Source organism: Sulfurospirillum sp. SCADC, from assembly GCF_000743525.1.
In the GTDB taxonomy this organism is placed as follows: domain Bacteria; phylum Campylobacterota; class Campylobacteria; order Campylobacterales; family Sulfurospirillaceae; genus Sulfurospirillum.
In genome coordinates, this window is sequence record NZ_JQGK01000010.1 from 1 (window position 1) to 21,863 (window position 21,863).

Here is a 21,863-nt window from a genome sequence, read left to right on the forward strand (position 1 = left end):
ATGTATTTTGATGGGGGAGTAATAAGTGCGATATTTTTTACTCAAATTTATAATAAGTCTTATTTTTTTAACAGTCAATCTTTATCTTTCTTTTGCGATTGCAGACATTTTTTTAGAGATAGATTTGCATTATTCTTTTTTTCACTATAGCTGGATGATTGTTATTTATTTATTAGGTTATTTTTATTTGCGCTTGATGACCAATCGAATGGTAACGGTTAATGCCATTACGTTATCGCTCAAAGCAAACTTTTTTGCATTAGCAGTTATTTTGATCGTGATTGCACTTGCAAAAATGAATGATACAACTTCACGGGCAATAGTATGTATATTTTATCTTCTTAACAATTTGAACGCTCTATGGTCTTACTATCTTAAAAAAGTTTTTTTTAAATTTCACTATTTTAGGCTACCTGTTTTTGTGATTTGCGATGATCTAGGACTGAAAAACATTCGAAAATGGTTTGCAAAGGGTAATCCCTTTGGTTACGATATCCAAGAAATCATCAATGTGACGCAACTTTCGCCTCAAGCGGTCAATGATGCGATAGACCAATTATTAGAAAAAAATTATTATGATTCTGCCGTTATTGATTTGGAAGATAATTCATTTTTTGATCTCAATGTTTTGGTTAATCATATTCAACGGCGTGTTCGTAAAGTCATTGTTTTGCCCAAAATGACAAAAGTTCCTATTATTAATGGAGAGCTTATTAGTTCGATTTATCATAAAGGAATGGCTTTTTATATAAAAAATAACCTTTTGAGTCCTGTGGAGCAAACGATTAAACGACTCTTTGACATGAGTGTCGCTTTTGTTGCGTTATTGCTAACAGCTCCTTTTTTAATATGGCTCTACAGCGTTGTGTATGTGGCAACCAAAGGTCATCCTATCTTTGCACATGAGCGTGTTGGTTTGGGGGGGGCGAAAGTTTAAAGTTTACAAGTTTCGCACGATGCACATTGATGCGGACGATCGCCTTGAAGAGCTCTTAGAAACCTGTGAAGAAAGTAAAGAAGAGTGGGAGAGAGACTTTAAACTCAAAGATGACCCACGCATCACCAAAATCGGTCAATTTTTACGTAAAACTTCGTTGGATGAACTTCCCCAACTCATTAACGTGTTAAAAGGGGAGATGTCTTTGGTAGGGCCTCGTCCTATCACAGAGGCTGAGATCCAAAAATACGGTGAGTATTTTGAGTATTTTACAGCAGTCAAACCTGGTATCACGGGTCTTTGGCAAGTGAGTGGGCGCAATGACATTGACTATGATGAGCGCGTTCAGCTCGATGTTTGGTACGTGAGAAATTGGTCTATAGAGCTTGATATACAGATATTGATTAAAACGGTTCTTGTTGTTTTGGGTAGAAAAGGGAGTTACTAAGAGCTCGGAAAGAATCATACGAAATCTTAGAAGTGTTTTGCAAAATTATTGATTTTTAAGAAATGAAGTTTGGTGGTGGCTGGAGACGGAATCGAACCGCCGACACGGAGATTTTCAGTCTCCTGCTCTACCGACTGAGCTATCCAGCCACGCTTTGAAGAGTTGAAATTATAGCTTAAAAACTTTAAGAGTAGCTTAGCCCTAGGCTAAAGCCAACTCTTTAAAGCGATCACCTCTGTGAGCGTAGGATTTGAACTGATCTAGGCTCGCTGCTGCTGGAGAGAGTAGGGCTACGGTTTTGGTGGTGTGCACGGCGTGAATCTGTTTCATTGCCTCTTCGATGACGAAGCATTTATGAAGTTGTATGCCTTCTTTTTCCGCAAAGGAAGCAAGTCTTTCGGTGTTCGTGCCAATGGCAAAAATCGTTATATGTAAAGGCTTCATAAAATCAAAAAGCTCTTGTAAATCAACGCCTTTGTCATCACCCCCTAGGACAATGAGGATTTCATCGTTTTTGTAGCGTTTGAGTGCTTCTATTGTGGCATCGACATTGGTTCCCTTGGAGTCATCGACCCAAAGACGTCCTTGTGTGTCATGAAACTCTTCGATTTTGTAATGATCGATTTTAAAGGTGTTCAGAAGTTCGTAATCGACGGTGTCTAAAAGAATTTTTTGAGCGCAGGTTGCAAGAACAGCATCGAGTAAAAACGGTGTTTTAAAACGTATGTTTGCGATGTCGATGTCCATCTGTTCTGCTAAATCTTCTTCGGTGTCGTACGCAATGACATGTGCGAGTGTTTTGAGATTCGCGTACGCTTTAGGAAGGATGGCAACACTGCCTTCGCGCATACGCGCAAGCGGAGAAAGTTTGGCGTCGATGTAGGCTTCCATACTTCCGTGCCATGTTAAATGGTCAGGTTTGATGGGAAGGAGCAAATAGATATCAGGTGCCGTTATTTTGGTGTAGTGAAACGTAAATGAACTGGTCTCCAAGACCCAAATAGGCGCGTTTGCGTCAAGCTCTGCTAGAGGTGTTCCGATATTGCCACCGGCTTGCGCACCTTGTGCTTGCAAAAGAAATTCGCACATTTGCGTTGTGGTCGTTTTCCCATTGGTTCCGCTGATCCAAATGGAAAATGGCATCGATTCTTTAAAAAAATCGTATTCACTGGTGACGTGAAGGGCTTTTTGAATGAGAGGGTGATGGGCCGGAAATCCAGGACTGGGGATCTCGACGCTACTGCTGTTTGGATCGAATTCTGAGGGAGGTAACAAGAGGTTACCCAACGCGTCTGTATTTTTACATGTAAAGTTGTCGTCAAAAATTTGACATTGCCCTGCAAAGCGTTTTGCGATGGCTTTGGTTGTTTTTCCGTGTCCGAAGAGTGTTATCATCTGATTTTGAGTGCCGTAAGTGCTAAAAGATTTGACATGAGCGCGATAATCCAAAATCTCACGATAATCTTGTTTTCTGGCCAACCTTTCACCTCAAAGTGGTGATGGATCGGCGCCATAAGGAAGATGCGTTTTTTGCGCGTTTTAAAACTTCCTACCTGTAAAATAACCGAAACCGTTTCTAAAACAAAGACAAAACCGATTAAAAGCAATAAAATTTCATTTTTAGAGATGATCGCCATGTAGCCGATGAACGCACCAATGCTAAGGCTTCCACTGTCGCCCATAAAGATCTCCGCTGGGTAGCAGTTAAACCATAAAAAGCCAACCAGTGAGCCCATCACAGCGGTTGCGACGATAACCACTTCACCACTGCCACCCACTTTTGGAAGGAGTAAGTAGCTGCTTAAAAAGGCGTTACCGCCCACGTAAACAAACACAGCCAGTGAGAGAATCGAAAGGATGGAAGGAACCGTTGCCAAACCATCCAGTCCATCTGTGAGGTTGACCGCATTGCTGGCTGAGATCATCACCAGTATCCAAAATCCAAGGGCTAGAAGTTTCATATCAAACAGCGGAAATTTGTAAAAAGGGACAAAAAAGGTGGTATCAAGGTCAAGCGCTATGTACAAAATCAATGCGATAATAGACGATGCGAGAATCTGTAAGCCAAGTTTTGCGCGAGGTGTCAGTCCTGCGGTGTTGCTTTTACCTAAAATTTTGGCAAGATCATCTTTCATCCCAATCAGTCCAAAAAGCAAAATACAAGCAAGGGCTGAGAGTACGAAAAGATTGTTCATACGCGCACACATCAGAACAGAAAGTGTTGCGGCACATAAAAAAACAATACCACCCATCGTTGGCGTCTTACTCTTTTGCTGATGAGTTTGTGGGGCGAGCGAGTAGATCGGTTGATTGGCATTGCGTGATTTGGCCCATTTGATAAATTTTGGCATCAAATAGATGGTCAAAATAAAGGCTAAAAAGAAGGCGACGCCTGCACGTACAGTGATGTATTGGAAAAGATTAATGGAGGTGAGTTTGTAAAGAGCATATAGCATGAATGTTACTTCCAGCTTCTAAGAGATATATTTTTATAAAAGCAACATTTTAGTAAGATATTGCTTATAAGCTTATAACAAAAGGTACCATTTTGAAACCAGAGGTTCAGAAAACCGTATTGATTATTACCGATGGCATTGGACACAATGTGAGCCAAACCGCCAATGCTTTTGCCGCCGCGCATAAACCGACGTATGACACACTTTTCAAGGATGTTCCTTACAACTTTATCGCTACTTCTGGGCTCAGTGTTGGGCTTCCTGATGGGCAAATGGGTAATAGTGAAGTGGGACACATGTGCATCGGCAGTGGGCGTATTTTGTACCAAAATCTAGTCAAAATCTCTTTAGCGGCAGCGGATGGTTCGCTTGCGACCAATCCAGCCTTAACCAAGCTTTTACATGTAAAGGGTGCGATTCACATTATTGGGCTTGTCAGCGATGGTGGCGTGCACTCGCATATCGATCATATCATCGATCTTGCGAAGATTGTGCAAGCGCAAAAAAAACGTGTGTATCTGCATGTGATCACCGATGGGCGCGATGTTTCACCTACTTCTGGGATTACGTTTTTAGAGCAACTCTTAGCCATTTGCAATGAAAATATTAGCATCGCTTCGATTTCGGGGCGATTTTTCAGTATGGATCGTGACAATCGTTGGGAGAGAGTTGAGCAGGGATACCGCGCGATGGTCGACGCGAAGCCTCAAACGGCTTTACATGTAAAAGCATATTTACAAGGCATGTATGACCAAGGTATCACCGATGAGTTTGTGGAACCTGTGGCATTTGAACCTTATAATGGCATGCACCGTAACGATGGTGTGATCTTTGCCAACTTTCGCAATGACCGTATGCGCGAGCTCTCGAAGGCGATTGGGTTTAGTGAATTTGGAGAGTTTTCGCGTACCCTAAACGGTGTGGCGTCCATCACCATGACCGAGTATGACAGCAGTTTTCCTTTTCCGATTATGTTTCAAGCTGATACGCCACACAATACACTGTGCGATGTGATTTCGCGCTTCGGACTAACGCAGTTTCATACCGCTGAAACTGAAAAATATGCGCATGTCACGTTTTTCTTTAATGGTGGCGTCGAAGAGCCAAAAGTGGGTGAGACCAGACTTCTGGTTCCCAGTCCTAAAGTCAAAACGTATGATTTGCAACCACAGATGAGTGCAGCTTTGGTCGGTGACGCGGTGTTAAAAGCGATGGATGAAGCGTATGATTTTATCGTGGTGAATTTTGCCAATGGCGATATGGTGGGACATACAGGCAGTTTAGAAGCGGCAACGCGCGCCGTGGAAGCGGTGGATCATGAGCTTGGAAGAGTGTTTAGGAAAGCGAAAGAGGCTAACTATTCGATCGTATTGACCAGTGATCATGGCAACTGTGAACAGATGTTTGATGATACGGGCGCTAGATTGACCAATCACACAACGTTTGAAGTGTACGGTTTTGTCATGGATAAACGCGTTCAAAACGTGCAAAAAGGTGGGTTGAATAATATAGCGCCGACCGTTTTAAAGATAATGGGACTTCCCATTCCAAGCGAAATGGATCAACCTTTAGTCGAGTTTTCTGGCTCGTAAGAGCCAAGCTTTAGTGCATAACGCAGCGTAGCCAAAAGAGCTTTGCTTTTTTGGCGTGTAAAAAATAAATTACATGTAAAAAGGAAATAAATGAAATTTAGTGGAAAAAATGTTTTAGTCACCGGTGCTGCGAGTGGCATTGGTAAAGAGATCGCCGTCACATTGGCAGGGTATGGTCTTAAAGTGTGGATCAATTACCGTTCACGCCCAGAACAAGCGGACGCCATTAAAGCAGAGATCGAAGCCAACGGTGGCGTAGCAGCTGTCATTGGTTTTGATGTCGCCGATGAAGAGGCGTTTGTGGAAGGTATTAAAACCATCGTTGATGCGGATGGGGAGCTCTCTTATTTGGTCAACAATGCAGGCATCACCAACGATAAACTCGCGATCCGTATGAAAAAAGAGGACTTTACCTCTGTCATCGACATTAACCTCACGTCTGCGTTCATTGGGTGTCGTGAAGCGCTCAAAGTAATGAGTAAAAAACGCTTTGGCTGTGTGGTGAATATTGCTTCGATTGTCGGTGAGACGGGCAATGCGGGACAAGTGAACTACAGTGCCAGTAAAGGCGGTTTGATCGCGATGACCAAAAGTTTTGCACAAGAAGGCAGTGCGAGAGATGTGCGCTTTAACGCGGTGACGCCTGGGTTTATTGCCACAGAAATGACGGATAAATTAAGTGATGAAATTAAAGAATCGTACACCTCAAAAATCCCACTCAAACGTTTTGGAAGCCCTAAAGACATTGCAGAGTCGGTTGCTTTCTTGCTCAGCAATAGTGCCAGTTACATCACCGGTGAAGTTTTAAAGGTCAATGGCGGCATGTACATGTAAACGGGAGTTTACATGTAACAAATTCAAATTAAAGGTTTTTTTGATAAAATAGTGGAAATTTTTTAAAGGAGCTAGTAAATGGCACTATTTGATGATGTAAAAGCGGTGGTTGTTGAACAATTAAATGTCAATCCTGACGAGGTAAAAGAAGATTCTAAATTCGTAGAAGATTTGGGCGCAGATTCTTTAGATGTTGTAGAGCTCGTTATGGCACTCGAAGAGAAATTTGACATTGAAATTCCTGACACTGACGCTGAAAAAATCGTCACTGTTAAAGATGCTATGTCTTACATTGAAGCACATAAATAATTTTATAACACACACAACCCGCCAAGGCGGGTTCTCCCTTCCCCACAAAGATCACTAAAGAGGATAAAAATTTGAAAAGAGTCGTTGTTACTGGTATAGGAATGATTAATTCATTAGGTTTGGATAAAGAGAGTTCTTTTAAAGCTATCGTTGAAGGTCAATGTGGCATTAAAAGCATTAGTTCGTTTGACACAGCCGAGCATACCGTAAAAATTGCTGGCGAAATTACTGATTTTGATCCGAATACGATTATGAATCCCAAAGAGGTTAAAAAAGCGGATCGTTTTATTCAACTAGGACTCGCTGCTGCTAAAGAAGCGATGGCGGATGCAAAGTTTGATGCAGCCTATGAAGCTGAATCCTTTGGTGTCAGTTCTGCTTCGGGAATTGGTGGTTTAGTGGTTATTGAGAAAAACTCCGTGATCGTTAATGGTGTAGGCCCTCGCAAAATTTCTCCTTTTTTCATTCCTTCAGCGCTTATCAACATGCTTGGTGGCATGGTTTCCATTGAATACGGACTTAAAGGACCAAACCTTTCATCCGTTACGGCATGTGCAGCGGGAACGCACGCGATCAGTGATGCAACCAAAACGATATTGACCGGTGGCGCTAAAAAGATGCTGGTTGTGGGTGCGGAAGCGGCGATTTGTGCTTCAGGTATTGGCGGCTTTGCTGCGATGAAAGCACTCTCTACCCGTAATGATGACCCTAAAAAGGCTTCTCGCCCGTTTGATGCAGAACGCGATGGCTTTATCATGGGCGAAGGTGCAGGCTCACTGGTATTAGAATTTTATGAGGATGCAGTAGCCCGTGGAGCTCACATTTACGCTGAAGTCGTTGGCTTTGGTGAGAGTGGTGATGCAAGCCATATTACTTCCCCAAGTTTAGATGGCCCACTTCGCGCGATGAAAGCAGCCTATGAAATGGCAGGTCGCCCGAAAATTGATTATATCAATGCGCATGGAACCAGCACTCCTGCAAACGATAAAAATGAAACGGCTGCCATTAAAGAACTTTTTGGTGAGAATGTACCACAAGTCAGTTCGATTAAAGGTCAAATTGGACATTGCTTGGGTGCCGCTGGAGCGATTGAAGCGGTTGTTTGTTTGATGGCAATGCGTGATGAGCTTTTACCTCCAACGATCAATTATGAAAATCCAGACCCCGATTGTGATTTGGATTATATCCCTAATGTAGCGCGCAAATGTAGAGCAGAATATACCATGAGTAACTCGTTTGGCTTTGGTGGAACGAATGGCTCTGTGATCTTTAAGCGTGTGTAAGGAATTGTAGTGGCGACTTATTTGGATTTCGAGAATGGGATTAAGCAGATTGATGAGGATATTTCCAACGCCAAAATCAAAGGCGATAGCCATGCTGTCGAGATTTTAGAAAAAACGCTCTCTAAAGAGATCTCTAAAACGTATAAAAATCTCAGTGAATACCAAAAGCTTCAGCTTGCGCGTCACCCTGATCGCCCTTACGCCTTAGATTATATTCGTGCTCTTTTACACGATAGCTATGAAATTCATGGCGATCGTAACTTTGCCGATGATGCCGCGATTGTCTCTTATATTGGGTACATTGGTGAGCGTAAAGTCGTTTTAATCGGTGAACAAAAAGGCCGTGGAACCAAAAATAAAATCAAACGTAACTTTGGTATGCCACATCCCGAGGGGTACCGTAAAGCGCTTCGCATTGCTAAAATGGCAGAAAAATTTGATCTTCCAATTCTTTTTTTGATTGACACTCCCGGTGCTTACCCAGGTATTGCAGCAGAGGAGCGAGGGCAGAGTGAAGCGATTGCAAAGAACCTTTTTGAACTAAGTCGCCTCAATACAAAAAGTATCTCTGTCGTTATTGGCGAAGGTGGAAGTGGTGGTGCTTTAGCAATTGGTGTCAGCGATAGGGTTGCAATGATGCGTTACTCTGTCTTTTCCGTTATTTCACCGGAGGGTTGTGCTGCTATTTTATGGAATGACCCTAGTAAGCAAGAAAATGCGACCAAAGCGATGAAAATTACAGCAGAAGATCTGTATCAGCTTAAACTGATCGATGCGATCATTGATGAGCCCCTCATTGGTGCGCACCGTGATAAAGAGAGTGCAGCCAAAGCACTGGGGGATTATTTCTTAAAATCTTTAGAAGAGCTTGATCAACTGAGTAACGAAGAGCGTATGGCGAAACGTTATGAACGCATTATCTCTATTGGAGCGTATGAAGAGCGCTAAGAGATAGATCTCTTAGCGGTTTAAAACTTTCTTTTTCTGCTATTTTACCAACCACGAACAAGCGTATGGCAATCGGTACAGGCATTGACGATATCTGAAAAGGCACTGTGTGCTTTTTTCATCTGTTTAAGCGCCAAATAGCTTTTCATCTCATCGGCAGCATTATCAATACGTTTTGAGGTAATGAGTGCTAGATTTTCCATCTGCTTTTTATTTTCAGGCAAAATAGACTTCAAAACATCGCGATTATGGTAGGCAGCGTTTTCTTTTTGCACAATGTTAACACCGTTTTGAATCAGCTCAAGATTGTTGTACAAAAATCCTTTTTGAATATTGGAGAGACCATTCTCCATGCTCAGCATTGCGATGGCATTCACTTTTTCAGTCTCAGAGGCGTAAAGAGAGCTGCAAAGAGCAAGGGAAGTGAGTAGTAGTGTGTAGTGTTTCATAATTTCCTCCTTTTAATGTTTTACATGTAACTCTCATTGATCGTAGCGGTTGCATATAGAAGGCATGGACTCCTAGGCGTATTCGTACCTAAGAGTCCCAAAGAGGCAATAACGTTTTTAGTGAACTTCTCTCCAGATTTTCACTTTCCAAGCATAGGCAAGGAGTGTAAAGAGCACCATATAGCCAATGAGTTTATACCCAAGGTCTTCTCTCTCAGCTTTTTTGCGATCACCCACTTTTTCCATATAGGCAATGACTTGGCTTTGAGCTTTTTCAGTCAAACCAACGCGAGGCATAGAAGTGCCTGCAAGTTGTTTTTGTGGATTGTTGATAAAGGTTGAAAGATACTCAGCACCTTTAGCACGAATCATGATAGAAAGATCAGGTGGTACGGTTCCCATATAGGCCATTAATGCCGCTTTATCGGTCGTACTCATCAATTTGTCATACTTCATATCATGGCATCGTTGGCACGCATCTGCATAGACTTGTTTGTCATCCATTGGAGCAACAGGAGCAATGCTTTGAAGGTACGCAACAATGTCTGCTACTTCTTGATCAATATCGCCACCCAAACCAAAGAACGCGATCATCGGGTGAGGACGAGACTCATTAAACTTATGCTCGACTTTAAGCGCTTTGGTTGGATCTTTAATCAACGCTGCGAGGAAGTTTTTATCATAGATCGCACCTGCCGTGCTAAGATCAGGTGGTACAACACCAAAGCTCGCAGAAGCACTGGCATTATCCATGGGTGCTGCCATACCTTGTGAACTCACACCATGACAGCCAATACAGCCCGCATTTAAGAAGGTTTCAGCCCCTTTGGCTGCATCGCCTTTTTTTGCAGAGACACCTAGGTCTTTAAAGGCAAAATCAGCGGGTGCTACATGAGGGTGCATTTGGGAATGCGCAAAAGGTTCAACACCCCAATAGACCACCGCCGTAAAGAAGATGACAACGGCTAATATCTTTAACTCTCTCATTTGCAACCTCCAGTATTACATTTACAGTTCGCTTCCATTTTCGTAATGATTGGAAGCAGAATAAATAAGACAAGAAACGTAATGGTCGCACCAAAGCCAACCCATGCGTTGTTACCCGTTGGAGGAAGTTTGCCATAAACGGTTAAAACGATCATATCGATTAACAGTAACCAGAACCAAACAAAAAAGAGCGGTCGTTTATGGGCAGGTGCGGTATGTTCTGTATTTCTATCCAAGAAAGGAAGCAACATAAAAATCACGTTTGCAAAACCAAACGCTGCTAAACCAATGTCCATCGCCGCAACGCCACCAATATCAAAGAAGAAACCACGAAGCACTTCATAACTCCATAAGAAGTACCACTCAGGGTAGATGTGCGCAGGTGTTTTCATATTGTTTGCAGGTTCAAAGTTAATAGGATCCATTGCAAAGTTAAAGTGGAAACAGACCAAATAGAAGAAAATGGTGAGTGCTACACCTACAACAAAGAAATCTTTGGAGAGGAACACTGGCCAGAATGGAACCACTTTAGATTCTACTTTTTTACCATCAAGGTATTTTTTAGCTTCTACATCAAAATCTAACTCTTCAGCCTCTTGGTTATTGACATGAGGTATTCTTAAAGAGTAGAAGTGAACGGCAATGAGTAAGAGAATAACCAGTGGCAATAAGAGTACATGTAACATGAAAAAGCGTGTTAATGTAGCATCTGCAACCAAGAAGTCACCTCTGATCCAAATAACTAATGATTCACCAATGAAAGGGATACCGCCAAAAAGGTTGGTAATAACTTGGGCTGCCCAGTAGCTCATCTGTCCCCATGGAAGCATATAACCGCTAAACGCTTCTGCTGAGAACATACCAAAAAGTGCCATACCGGTTAACCAGATAATTTCACGCCCTTTTTTGTACGAGCCATAGTAGATACCTGTAAACATATGGATGTAAATCACAAGGAAAATAGCAGACGCTGCAACACCGTGCATATGTCTCCATAACCAGCCATACTCTACCTCTTGCATGATGGTGTAGTTAACACTGTCAAAGGCGAGTTTAATGTCTGGTTTGTAGTACATTAAAAGGAAGATTCCTGATACGATAAGAATCATAAAGAGAACCATTAAAACAACACCCATTGCCCAAAGGAAGTTGATGTTTTTAGGAATCCAATACTCCGTCATCATCACTTTGATGAATTTATTAACGGCTAATCGTTGATCGAGCCAATCGATAAAGCCTGTCGCTTTTTTAATTTCTGCCACGTTTGTCTCCTTTACGCTTTCTTAGCTACCAGTTTTTTATATTCTGGTCCTTCTTCACCAAGAACAAGCTTCGCTCCATCTATTTTAAACGGAGGAATGTCCATTGGTCTTGGTGGTGGTCCAAACGTATTGACACCACTGGCATCAAACTCGCCACCATGACAGGCGCACTTAAATTGTTTTGTGGAAGGTGTCCATGTTGGAATACATCCTAGATGGGTACAAAGTCCTATCATTACGGAATAGCTACTACCACCAGCAACAACGTCACGTTTCTCATTTTTTGGCATATCCGCACTTTTTTTCAAAATGAAAATCGGCTTGCCCCTCCATTGGATCGTTTGGACTTCTCCCTCTTTCATAGGAGAGAGATCAACGGTGATGAATCCAGCAGATTGTACACTTGGAAGTGGGTCCCAAGTCTTTTTCATAGCGCCAAGGGCTATAACACCACCTGCCGCTGCAAAACCGCCGAATGCCATGCCTATAAAGTCTCTTCTGCTTGTTTCAACAGCCATTCTTTTTCCTTTCGTGTAGTTTAATTTGTGACAATTTTATCGCATCATTTATTAAGAATCTATGACATGTGTCAATTATGACAGATTTACGTCAATCTTGCGTCAATTATTTTTTTTATTATGTATTTTAATATATACATGTAAAATATCTAAAGCCGCGGGTGTAATACCGCTGATCTCACTGGCAGCAAAGAGTGTGGGAGGGCTGAAGCGTTGTAACTTCTCCACCACTTCGTTACTCAGCCCTGAAATCGAACTAAAATCCATCATCGCAGGAATCTTAACGTTGATCATCTCTTTCATCGTATCGATTTGATCTTTTTGCTTCTCAATATAGTTTTTATACTTCGCTTCGATGAGAATTTGCTCTTTTGCATCTTCGTTAAATGCGCTGAGCATCGGTGCTAACTTTTCGAGCTTTTCTACGGTAAATTCAGACCTTGCCACGATCTTTTGAAGTGTGACTTTATCGGTGATTTTCTCCTCACCAATACTCGCTAAAAAGGCGTTGTTCTCATTGGAAGGCGTGAGCGTCGTCTCTTCAAGGTAGGCAAGTCCTTCATTTAACTGCATCTGTTTTTTGACCACGTGTTCATGCGTTTGTTCATCGATTAGGCCAATTTTATAGCCATACGGTGTGAGCCTCAAATCAGCATTGTCTTCACGAAGCAGTAAACGATACTCCGCGCGCGACGTAAACATACGGTACGGCTCTTTCGTGCCTTTAGTGACCAAATCATCGATCAACACACCGATATACGCTTCATCGCGTCTTAGAATCAACGGCTCTTCTTCTCGTAAGCTCAATGAGGCATTAATGCCTGCCATCAGCCCTTGCGCCGCCGCTTCTTCATAACCTGTCGTTCCGTTAATCTGACCTGCGCAGTACAAACCTGAGACTTTTTTAGTCTCAAGCGTATGCCTAAGCTCGGTTGGATCAACATAGTCGTACTCAATGGCATACCCAAAGCGAACTATCTTTGCATTTTCCATTCCTTCAACCGAATGGATCATCCCCAGTTGTGTATCGGTTGGAAGGGAGGTGCTAAAACCATTGATGTAATACTCGGTCGCTTCACGTGTGTGGGGCTCAATAAAAAGATGGTGACGCTCTTTGTCACGGAAACGGTTGATCTTATCTTCGATGCTAGGGCAATAACGTGGACCTATGCCGTTGATTTGCCCTGTAAACAGAGGGGCACGGTGGAAATTGCTCTCGATGATCGTGTGCGTCTCTTCGTTGGTGTAGGCGATGTAACAAGGGAGTTGAAACGGTTTAAAGCTTGCGCGATCGGTTCTAAAGCTAAATGGCAGGGGATTCTCATCGCCTGGTTGAAGCTCCATTTTGGAAAAATCAATCGTTTTCGCATCGATGCGCGCACAGGTTCCTGTTTTAAGGCGTCCCATCATGATGCCCAGTGAACGGATAGAATCAGAGAGCTTGATGGAGGGAAATTCTCCGACACGACCCGATTCGTGTTTGTACTCGCCAATGTGAATCAGTCCTTTTAAAAAGGTTCCCGTGGTGATGATGATTTTGTGTGCGTGGTAGTGGTTGCCCATCGCCGTAATAACGCCGGTGACTTTTCCCTCTTCGGTAAGAATTTGCTCGGCAACTTCTTGAGCGACACTGAGATTTTCAGTGTTTAAAATGATGGTTCGCATATAGATGCGGTATCTGTCCATATCGATCTGCGCGCGACTGCCTCTGACCGCTGGACCTTTGGAGAGATTGAGCGTGCGAAATTGAATGCCCGTAGCATCGGTTGCGAGTGCCATTTGTCCACCAAGTGCGTCGAGTTCTTTGACCAAATGACCTTTGGCGAGTCCTCCAATAGCAGGATTACAACTCGCGGCGCCAATTTGTTCCGCTAAAATAGAGATAAGAAGGGTCTTATGCCCAAGCCTTGCGGACGCTAAGGATGCTTCAATGCCTGCGTGTCCACCACCAATTACGATAACGTCATATTTCATAATACTTATACCTTCAATACATACATAGTTTGGATCATTATACTATGAATTGACTGTATATTAGGCGTAGGGTTCACGTTAAAATTGCTACAATAGCTTAAAATAAATATTGGGTCAATTATGTTTGAAGAGAAGCATTTAGCAAAACTTATTTTTCTAACGCCTATTGTGACCATTGGGCTCTTAACGCTCTTTACACTCTCTTTTTTCATCTCAATAGAGCGTGCCAATCTGAATGTAGAGAGTCAGGCGTTAGAGCAAAAACTGTTACAACAGCAAAAAACGGTGTTGGTCAATGAAATTCAAAAAGTATTTCAATACTTTGAATACCACTTGGCAATGATGCACCGTACGATTGATTTGGAGTTAAAAGATCGCGTGGATGATGTGCATATGATGGGGATCAATCTCTTTGCGAAAGGCTCGCAGAACAAGTCCTTGCAGGTCTTGCGACAAGAGCTTTTGCTGATGCTCTCTTCTTTACATGTAAGCGGTCATCGAGGGTACTATTTTGTCTTGGATGCGAAAGGAAATATTCTTTATCCTTTAGAAGAGTTGGGGGATCGCATAGGACTTCAAAGTGCAGTCCATGAGGCTTTAAAACAAGAAGGATATGCTACCAGCGAAGTAGGGCGACCAAGGCGTGTGTATGTCAAACCATTAGCGCCTTATGGATGGAGTATTGGGGCGGCAGAGTATCTGGATATTGCGACTTCAAGGCTGAAAGATGAGATGATCTCGTGGAGCGAGTCTTTACGGTACGGTGAAGGTGGGTATATGTGGATACACACCACAACCCATACGCTTTTAGCGCACCCTTTTAGAGCAGAGAGTATTGGAAAAGATGACACACTGCTCAAAGATCAGTCTGGAAAAATGATCATCCAAACGTTTGTCAAAACAGCGTTGGAAAAAGAAGAAGGTGGTTTTGTAGAGTATTTTTGGCGTAAACCTTATGCGGAAACTCCGTCTAAAAAAATCTCGTATGTGGCACAGTTTAAGCCGTGGCATTGGGTGGTTGGGACGGGTGTGTATGGGGATGATGTACAAAAAGAGATTGCTTTGAAAAAAGAAGAGATGAAAGCGAAGATGGATCGCTATATCTTTGGTGTGATTGTGATAGCACTTGTCTCACTGCTGTGCGTGGGGTTTCTCTCTTTCTTGGTCACGAAGCAGATTAATCGTGCCCTTGAGAGTTACCGTGAACGGGTGCGTCATAAAACCGAAGCGCTCAAAGAGTTTAATGCCACACTGCGCTTTAAGATCACCAAAGCTCTCGAAGAGTCAAAGCAAAAAGATATGGCACTGCTTCAGCAGTCGAGGTTAGCGCAGATGGGTGAGATGCTGAGCATCATCGCTCATCAATGGCGGCAGCCTTTGAGTGAAGTTTCAGGCATTTTTATGGAGCTTGAAACCGCTTCAAAATTTGGACAAGCCGATACCAAACTGATCCAAGAGAGTGCCAAAGAAGCGGATAAACTCTTAAGCTATATGTCCCGGACAATTGATGATTTTAGGCATTTTTTTAAACCTTCCAAAGAAAAAGAGAGCTTTTGGATTCAAAAGGCGTGTGAGGAGGCATTTAGCTTAGCGCAAGCGGTTTTGAAAAACTCCCATATTGCTTTACATGTAACGATTTTTGATTCGCCTAAAATTGAAGGATACCCCAATGAATACGCCCAAGTTATTCTCAATTTGATCCTCAATGCGAAAGATATTTTGATGGAGCGAAAAATAAAGGAGCCGCAGATTTGGGTGGAGATAGGCCGCACACCAGAGGGCAACGCTTTGGTCTGCGTGATGGACAATGGAGGCGGCATTAACGAAAGCCATCTCAAAATGGTGTTTGAACCCTATTTCTCAACGAAAAAAGCTTCAAAAGGCAGTGGTCTGGGACTTTACATGGCAAAAATGATTATTGAGCAAAGTATGGGTGGAAAGATCGAAGTGGAAAATGACGCTTTTGGGGCAAAATTTAGGGTAGAGGTGTCGTGATGGAAGCATCCTTAGAAGCATTAAAGTCTATGAGCGTTTTATGTGTGGAAGATGAGGAGGGCATTCGTGCACGATTGGCAAAAACCCTCTCCTACTATTTTGGAACCGTCTATGAAGCCCGTCATGGATTGGAAGGGTTAGCGCTTTATGAGGCACACCATCCCGATCTGATCATTAGCGATATTGGGATGAATGGCATGAGCGGCGTGGAGTTGGTTGCAGCGATTCGCCAAAACGATAAACAAACCCCTATTATTATGCTCACGGCGTACAGTAAAGAGGAGTATTTGATGGAGCTCATTAATCTTAAGATTGATCATTTCATTCTCAAACCTGCCAATGCGGAGCGCCTTTTAGAAGGGATTACAAAAGCACTGGATGGCAAATTGCTTGGGCGCATCAAACTGGGGCGTGATCTTTTGTTTTCTCCCTTAGAGCGAAAACTGTTTTTGAACGAGTTTGAAATTAGCCTCAACAAGCGTGAAAAAGATTTTTTACTGTTACTGCTTCACAATCAGAAAAAAATCACAACCTATGCACAGATCGAAGATACCCTTTGGGATGGAAAAGTCATGAGCAGTGAAGCCCTTAAAACATTTATTAAAGAGTTGCGTAAAAAGGTAACAATAGAGTTTTTAGAGAATCTCCCACAAGAAGGGTATCGGCTTATTTTTTAAGCAATGTAGCTCTTTTTTCCCCACTTTTTCCCCACCACACTCTGTTAAGATGTGTTCAAAACTTTTTTAAGGAGTGCAGTATGTTACGAAAATTGGTTCTTCTTTCATGTACGGTTGGCGCCTTGATGGCGGCTACGATTAAAATGGATCTTAACGCCATTTATGGGGCAAACAACGTCCATACAAAAGGTGCTGAACAGTTTGCCGCGTTGGTGGATGAGTACACCAAAGGGAGTGTGAAAATTACGGTTCATGCGGGAGGTTCCCTCGTCAAAGGTAGTCCGCTTCAAGCGGTCAAAGATGGCACGGTTGCCATGACCGATATGTTTATCCCTTTCACGGCAGGTGGCGGTAAAGTGTTTGGCATTTCTGCGTTACCGTTTGTAGCAAATTCGTATGATGATGCGTATAAACTCTACCAAATATCAAAACCTGCGTATGAAAAAGCCGCCGCCACATGGAATCAAAAAATGCTCTACGCTGTCTCTTGGCCACCGAGTGGGCTTTACACTAAAAAGCCGATGAACTCTAAAGCAGATTTTAGTGATCTTAAAACCAGAACTTACGATAAAAACTCGGCTGATTTTATCACCATGGTGGGGGGAAGTTCTGTGGCATTGCCTTGGGGTGAAGTCTATTCCGCTTTGAGTACGGGTATGGTGAACTCTGTGGTGACATCATCAGCTTCAGGAAAAGATGGAAAATTTTGGGAAGTTTTGAGTGATTTTACGAAGATCAATTATGCCTATCCATTGCAAGCCGTGACGATCAATTTAGACTACTGGAAAAGCTTAGATAAAGCACAACAAGACGCACTTCTGAAAGCGGCTGAGACAATTGAAAAAGCGCAATGGGAAGCGAGTAAAACAGAAGATGCTGTAGCATTAAAATTGATCTCCGATAATGGCATTAAGATAAAAGAGGCAAGCCCTGAGCTTAAAAAAGAGTTGGATGTTGTTGCTCAAAAAATGCTGGATGCGTATCTGAGTGATGCCGATCCAATGATCAAAAAAATCTTTACTGAGTACAAAAAGCAATGAGACATCTTTTTATTGAGATAGCACGGAAGCTCTCCCTTGGGGGAGTTTTCGTTGCTTCAATTCTGTTAATTTCTCTTGTAGTTCTCATTTTGGTGGAGATAACCTTGCGCTATTTTTTTAACACCTCGACGATGCGTGCGGATGAGTACAGTGGGTATCTCTACTTAGCCCTTGTCTGTTTTGGTTTTGGGCACACGTTTTTACGCGATGGGCATATTCGTATTACCTTTTTGACGGCGAAGTTATCGACTAAAGCCTCTTCATGGGTTGATATGTTTGCAGGTCTTGTGAGTGTGGGGTTGCTGTTATTTATTTTTTATCGTACGGCATTGCTGACATGGGATTCCTACCAAACTGGCGTTGTGTCTGAGGGTGTATCGGCTACGCCACTTTTCATACCCCAACTGGCACTACCACTTGGTTTTGCACTGTTTAGTCTTGCTGTGATTGCATTTATACTGCAAAGGATGGGACCTCATGATTGCTGATCCACTGTTATTATCCGCTGTGCTGATTGGTGTGATGTTTCTCTTTTTACTCTCATCCATTTGGATTGGTGCGTCGCTTTTTCTCACCGGTATTTTTGGAATGCTTATTTATGATCATCACCTTCCTCCTGCGATTAGCATTATCAACAAGATAGGCAATTTACTGGCGGGTTCTATTTATGACTCTATGAATTCATGGTCGCTTGCCTCATTGCCTATGTTTATTTTAATGGGTGAGATTTTGCACTACTCCTCTATCTCCAATAAACTTTTTAACGGGTTAGTTCCTTGGCTTAGCAATGTTCCTGGGCGATTACTGCACATCAATGTCGCAGCTTGTTCCCTCTTTGCCGCAGTTTCTGGCTCATCGGCGGCGACTACGGCAACGGTTGGAAAGATTACATTGGATGAATTGCATAAAAGAGGCTATAGTAAATCTCTTGCCCTTGGCTCACTGGCTGGCAGTGGAACGCTAGGTTTTTTAATTCCTCCTAGTATCATTATGATTATTTACGGCGTTTTAGCCGACGTCTCCATTGGTCGACTGTTTATCTCAGGCATTATTCCTGGTCTTTTGCTGGCAACGTCGTATTCGCTTTATATTATGATGATAGCATTTTTGGATAAACGCGTTGTTCCTGCCGGCAAAGAACATTTCACCTGGGCGCAAAGAGTAGCCTCTCTTAAAGAGCTTTTCCCCGTACTCCTCCTCATTACCGTAGTGATTGGCAGTATCTATGCAGGCATCGCGACACCGACGGAAGCAGCGGCACTTGGCGTTTTCTTTTCAATGATCCTTGCGCTCTATTTTAAAAGCTTTAGTGTTGCTATTTTTAAAATAGCGCTTGCCAATACCATTAAAACCACGGTAATGATCAGCTTCATCATCGCAGGGGCAGGCTTTTTATCGCAAGTCGTCGGTTTTTTAGGCATTGCGCGTGCTATCAGTGAATTTATCGCTTCTATGGGATTAACGCCTTTGATGCTTATTGTGGTTATAGCGATCATGTATATCATTCTTGGCATGATGTTAGATGGCATCTCCATGGTGGTTATGACGCTGCCTATTGTCCTTCCTATTGTCACGTTAGCAGGGTTTGATGCGCTTTGGTTTGGGATCTTTTTAGTGTTTATGGTCGAGATGGCACAGATCACGCCACCCGTCGGTTTTTCACTTTTTGTCATTCAGAGCATCTCTGGTGAAAAAATAGGCTTTATTATTCGAGCAACAATTCCCTTTTTCCTTATAATGGTTTTAATTACGGCTATGGTAACATTGTTCCCAGAAATAGTCTTTTATTTACCCAATAGGATGATCGGATGAGTATAAAATTAAACTGTGATGCGGGTGAGAGTTTTGGCTCTTGGAAAATGGGGCTTGATGAGGCGATAATGCCTTTTGTGGATATGGCAAATTTTGCGTGTGGGTTTCATGCGGGCGATCCTTTGATTATGGATCGTTCTATTAAGTTGGCGCTGAAACATGGCGTGAGTATTGGTGCGCACCCTGCGTATCCTGATTTAATGGGATTTGGTAGACGAAGCATGGTTTGCTCTTTGGATGAAATCGAAGCGATGGTGATTTACCAAATTGGAGCCCTTCAAGGCTTCGTCACTGCCAATGGCGCAACACTTTCGTATGTCAAACCGCATGGCGGACTGTACAACGATATGATGAAAGATGAGCGCATTTTTAAAGCCGTCGCAACAGCCGTAGCGCGGGTAAATCCAAAACTAAAACTGATGATTCTCTCGATGGTGGATACTTCCAAGCAAGAAATGATTGCTAAAGAGCTTGGTTTAGAGCTGATCTATGAAGTCTTTGCCGATCGTGCGTACGATGAGAGTGGTTTGTTGGTGCCACGTACGCAAAAAGGTGCTGTGTTACACGATGTTCAAGCGGTGATCGAGCGGTTGAAATTGCTTCAAAAAGAGGGGCTTTTAGAGACTATTACTGGCAAAAGAATCGCTCTGAGAGCCGATACCTTATGTGTTCATGGCGACAATGAAGCTGCGGTTGCCATGGTAGAAACCCTTAGGAAAAGCATGTGAGTAGACGTTATGCCATTGCCTCAGAATCGTCCGTTATTGTCTATTTTGGAACCTCCATCGATCCTGTGATCTCCCAAGAGGTGCAAAAAGCCTATCATGCGCTCAAAGCCAAGGCTCAGGAGAGTTTTTACGAGATCATTCCTTCTTACGCATCATTGATGGTCAGTTACGATGTGATGCGTTTTAGCTTTGATGCGGTGTGTGAGATCATCGAAAACAGCATTCATCAAGCAGAATCCATCGCGGTGAGTGAGCCTAAAATTATCACGATTCCAGTCTATTATGGACGCGAGGTTGGGCTTGATTTGGAGCTATTGGCGCAGGAGAAAAACCTCAGTGCGGAGGAGATTATCGCTTTACATGTAAACGAGGTTTACACAGTCTATGCGATTGGGTTTGCCCCAGGCTTTGCCTATTTGGGTGAGATCGACGCGCGTTTAGCCACGTCTCGTTTAGCGAGTCCGAGAAAGGCAGTTCCCAAAGGCAGTGTCTCCATTGCTGATCGCCAAACCGCGGTGTATCCTACCCAAAGTCCAGGAGGCTGGAAAGTGCTGGGGCGAACACCCACCGCGATGTTTGATGCTTCGTATGATGGGCTTTCCCTTTTACATGTAGGCGATCACGTGCGTTATCAATCCATCTCCAAAGAGGAGTTTTTAAGCTTAGGAGGTGAGCTGTGAACGGTTTTATCGTTGAAAACGGTGGACTTCAAAGCTCGATTCAAGATGCAGGGCGCAGAGGTTTGAGTGACATTGGCTTGACGCAAAGTGGTGCGATGGATGAGATGGCGTTTGGGTATGCGAATTTTCTTGTGGGCAATGCGTTTAACACACCTGCCATTGAGATCGCCATGGGCGGTGCTTCGTTTAAAGCCAGAAGCGAGATGTGCATCGCTATTTGTGGGGCTAATATGCAGCCTACCTGTAACGGCCACAGCATCGCTTTGTGGCAGACCCATCTGCTGAGGCGTGGGGATGTGATTGCCTTTGATTTTGCCAACGAAGGGCAATTTGCCTACATCGCCGTTGCGGGAGGATTTCAAACGCCTTTTGCGTATGGAAGCTATTCTACCAGTTTGAAAGAGGGGCTAGGTGGGCTTGAGGGGCGTAAGCTCAAAACGGGAGATCTGTTGCACACTTTGGGAAATAGGTGTCCTATGGACAGACGAAAACTGGAGCGAAAATTTATCCCTAAATACCCTGATTCCATTACCGTGCGTCTGGTCAAAGGCTACCAAGAAGCGATGTTCGATACCAAAGCACAAGAGACATTTTTCAACAGCACTTACACGTTTAAAGGCGAGGGTGATCGCATGGGATACCGTCTCAGTGGCGAAAAAGTTGTGCCTTCCTCTACAGGCATTCTCTCTGAGCCTATCTGTTATGGTGCGGTGCAAGTGCCCAGTCATGGCGAACCGATTGTGCTCTTAAAAGAGCGACAAACGATTGGTGGGTATCCTAAAATGGGTTCTATTATCGCCGTGGACTGTTTTAAACTTGCCCAACTCAAAGCAGGTGGAAAAGTCAAATTTAAAGAGGTAAGTTTGAAAGAGGCGCAAAGGGCAACAAGAGCTTTTTACATCTTTTTTAAAGAGCAAGAAGCGTAATGCTTCTT

22 protein-coding genes and 1 tRNA gene are annotated in these 21,863 nt (G+C 43.2%); 15 read left to right on the forward strand and 8 right to left on the reverse strand.

Annotated elements, in window-relative coordinates:
* Positions 1 to 25: 25 nt before the first annotated feature.
* Both JU57_RS13740 and JU57_RS13745 read left to right on the forward strand, forming a co-directional pair.
* Positions 26 to 937, forward strand: a complete 912-nt coding sequence (locus JU57_RS13740) for a sugar transferase (protein ID WP_051906706.1) — start codon at positions 26 to 28, stop codon at positions 935 to 937.
* 19 nt (positions 938 to 956) lie between these two features.
* On the forward strand, positions 957 to 1,385 hold the full coding sequence (locus JU57_RS13745) for a sugar transferase (protein ID WP_051906708.1): 429 nt from the start codon (positions 957 to 959) through the stop codon (positions 1,383 to 1,385).
* A 73-nt stretch (positions 1,386 to 1,458) separates the two neighbouring features.
* On the opposite strand, the gene JU57_RS07465 is transcribed toward JU57_RS13745, so the two are convergent.
* The 3 genes from JU57_RS07465 to mraY form a co-directional block, all read right to left on the reverse strand.
* Positions 1,459 to 1,534, reverse strand: a tRNA-Phe gene (locus JU57_RS07465).
* 52 nt (positions 1,535 to 1,586) lie between these two features.
* Complete coding sequence (gene murD, locus JU57_RS07470) at positions 1,587 to 2,780, reverse strand: UDP-N-acetylmuramoyl-L-alanine--D-glutamate ligase (protein WP_037959316.1); 1,194 nt, start codon at positions 2,778 to 2,780, stop codon at positions 1,587 to 1,589.
* Positions 2,777 to 3,841, reverse strand: a complete 1,065-nt coding sequence (mraY, locus tag JU57_RS07475) for a phospho-N-acetylmuramoyl-pentapeptide-transferase (RefSeq protein WP_037959093.1) — start codon at positions 3,839 to 3,841, stop codon at positions 2,777 to 2,779. Before mraY ends, murD begins: the two co-directional genes overlap by 4 nt.
* Positions 3,842 to 3,933: 92 nt before the next feature.
* Between mraY and gpmI the strand changes: the two genes are divergently transcribed.
* From gpmI to accA, 5 genes are all read left to right on the forward strand, one after another.
* Positions 3,934 to 5,433, forward strand: coding sequence for a 2,3-bisphosphoglycerate-independent phosphoglycerate mutase (gene gpmI / locus JU57_RS07480; RefSeq protein WP_037959099.1), 1,500 nt, complete (start codon positions 3,934 to 3,936; stop codon positions 5,431 to 5,433).
* Between the two features lie 90 nt (positions 5,434 to 5,523).
* Positions 5,524 to 6,267, forward strand: coding sequence for a 3-oxoacyl-ACP reductase FabG (gene fabG / locus JU57_RS07485; RefSeq protein WP_037959102.1), 744 nt, complete (start codon positions 5,524 to 5,526; stop codon positions 6,265 to 6,267).
* 78 nt (positions 6,268 to 6,345) lie between these two features.
* Positions 6,346 to 6,576 (forward strand): acyl carrier protein, encoded by a 231-nt coding sequence (gene acpP, locus JU57_RS07490; protein ID WP_025345613.1) that lies wholly within the window; start codon positions 6,346 to 6,348, stop codon positions 6,574 to 6,576.
* Positions 6,577 to 6,647: 71 nt separating this feature from the next.
* Positions 6,648 to 7,859, forward strand: coding sequence for a beta-ketoacyl-ACP synthase II (locus JU57_RS07495; RefSeq protein WP_037959104.1), 1,212 nt, complete (start codon positions 6,648 to 6,650; stop codon positions 7,857 to 7,859).
* Between the two features lie 9 nt (positions 7,860 to 7,868).
* The gene (gene accA / locus JU57_RS07500) at positions 7,869 to 8,807 is read left to right on the forward strand and encodes an acetyl-CoA carboxylase carboxyl transferase subunit alpha (protein ID WP_037959106.1); all 939 of its coding nucleotides are present in this window, start codon (positions 7,869 to 7,871) and stop codon (positions 8,805 to 8,807) included.
* Positions 8,808 to 8,851: 44 nt separating this feature from the next.
* On the opposite strand, the gene JU57_RS07505 is transcribed toward accA, so the two are convergent.
* The 5 genes from JU57_RS07505 to mnmG all read right to left on the reverse strand — a co-directional run bounded on the left by JU57_RS07505 (position 8,852) and on the right by mnmG (position 13,997).
* A complete protein-coding gene (locus tag JU57_RS07505) occupies positions 8,852 to 9,256 on the reverse strand; it encodes a hypothetical protein (RefSeq protein ID WP_037959108.1) in 405 nt (134 codons plus the stop codon).
* Between the two features lie 117 nt (positions 9,257 to 9,373).
* Positions 9,374 to 10,243, reverse strand: a complete 870-nt coding sequence (locus JU57_RS07510) for a c-type cytochrome (RefSeq protein WP_037959110.1) — start codon at positions 10,241 to 10,243, stop codon at positions 9,374 to 9,376.
* Positions 10,240 to 11,505 (reverse strand): cytochrome bc complex cytochrome b subunit, encoded by a 1,266-nt coding sequence (locus tag JU57_RS07515; protein WP_037959113.1) that lies wholly within the window; start codon positions 11,503 to 11,505, stop codon positions 10,240 to 10,242. Before JU57_RS07515 ends, JU57_RS07510 begins: the two co-directional genes overlap by 4 nt.
* A gap of 11 nt (positions 11,506 to 11,516) precedes the next feature.
* Positions 11,517 to 12,023 (reverse strand): ubiquinol-cytochrome c reductase iron-sulfur subunit, encoded by a 507-nt coding sequence (gene petA / locus JU57_RS07520; RefSeq protein ID WP_037959115.1) that lies wholly within the window; start codon positions 12,021 to 12,023, stop codon positions 11,517 to 11,519.
* 102 nt (positions 12,024 to 12,125) lie between these two features.
* Positions 12,126 to 13,997, reverse strand: coding sequence for a tRNA uridine-5-carboxymethylaminomethyl(34) synthesis enzyme MnmG (mnmG, locus tag JU57_RS07525; protein ID WP_037959118.1), 1,872 nt, complete (start codon positions 13,995 to 13,997; stop codon positions 12,126 to 12,128).
* Positions 13,998 to 14,117: 120 nt separating this feature from the next.
* Here mnmG and JU57_RS13750 point away from each other — a divergent pair, with 120 nt between their 5' ends.
* From JU57_RS13750 to JU57_RS07565, 8 genes are all read left to right on the forward strand, one after another.
* Entirely contained in the window at positions 14,118 to 15,992 is a 1,875-nt protein-coding gene (locus tag JU57_RS13750; RefSeq protein WP_051906710.1) for a cache domain-containing protein, read from the forward strand.
* Positions 15,992 to 16,669 carry a response regulator transcription factor gene (locus JU57_RS07535; protein ID WP_037959120.1) on the forward strand — a complete coding sequence of 226 codons (678 nt, stop codon included), beginning with the start codon at positions 15,992 to 15,994 and terminating at the stop codon, positions 16,667 to 16,669. Before JU57_RS13750 ends, JU57_RS07535 begins: the two co-directional genes overlap by 1 nt.
* An 80-nt stretch (positions 16,670 to 16,749) precedes the next feature.
* On the forward strand, positions 16,750 to 17,709 hold the full coding sequence (locus JU57_RS07540) for a TRAP transporter substrate-binding protein (protein WP_037959121.1): 960 nt from the start codon (positions 16,750 to 16,752) through the stop codon (positions 17,707 to 17,709).
* Positions 17,706 to 18,197 carry a TRAP transporter small permease gene (locus tag JU57_RS07545; RefSeq protein ID WP_037959123.1) on the forward strand — a complete coding sequence of 164 codons (492 nt, stop codon included), beginning with the start codon at positions 17,706 to 17,708 and terminating at the stop codon, positions 18,195 to 18,197. The genes JU57_RS07540 and JU57_RS07545 overlap by 4 nt, the downstream gene beginning before the upstream one ends.
* Positions 18,187 to 19,521 (forward strand): TRAP transporter large permease subunit, encoded by a 1,335-nt coding sequence (locus JU57_RS07550; RefSeq protein ID WP_037959125.1) that lies wholly within the window; start codon positions 18,187 to 18,189, stop codon positions 19,519 to 19,521. The genes JU57_RS07545 and JU57_RS07550 overlap by 11 nt, the downstream gene beginning before the upstream one ends.
* The gene (locus JU57_RS07555) at positions 19,518 to 20,249 is read left to right on the forward strand and encodes a 5-oxoprolinase subunit PxpA (protein WP_294876581.1); all 732 of its coding nucleotides are present in this window, start codon (positions 19,518 to 19,520) and stop codon (positions 20,247 to 20,249) included. Before JU57_RS07550 ends, JU57_RS07555 begins: the two co-directional genes overlap by 4 nt.
* The gene (pxpB, locus tag JU57_RS07560) at positions 20,246 to 20,929 is read left to right on the forward strand and encodes a 5-oxoprolinase subunit PxpB (RefSeq protein ID WP_037959129.1); all 684 of its coding nucleotides are present in this window, start codon (positions 20,246 to 20,248) and stop codon (positions 20,927 to 20,929) included. The genes JU57_RS07555 and pxpB overlap by 4 nt, the downstream gene beginning before the upstream one ends.
* Positions 20,926 to 21,855, forward strand: a complete 930-nt coding sequence (locus JU57_RS07565; RefSeq protein WP_037959132.1) for a biotin-dependent carboxyltransferase family protein — start codon at positions 20,926 to 20,928, stop codon at positions 21,853 to 21,855. The genes pxpB and JU57_RS07565 overlap by 4 nt, the downstream gene beginning before the upstream one ends.
* Positions 21,856 to 21,863 lie beyond the last annotated feature (8 nt).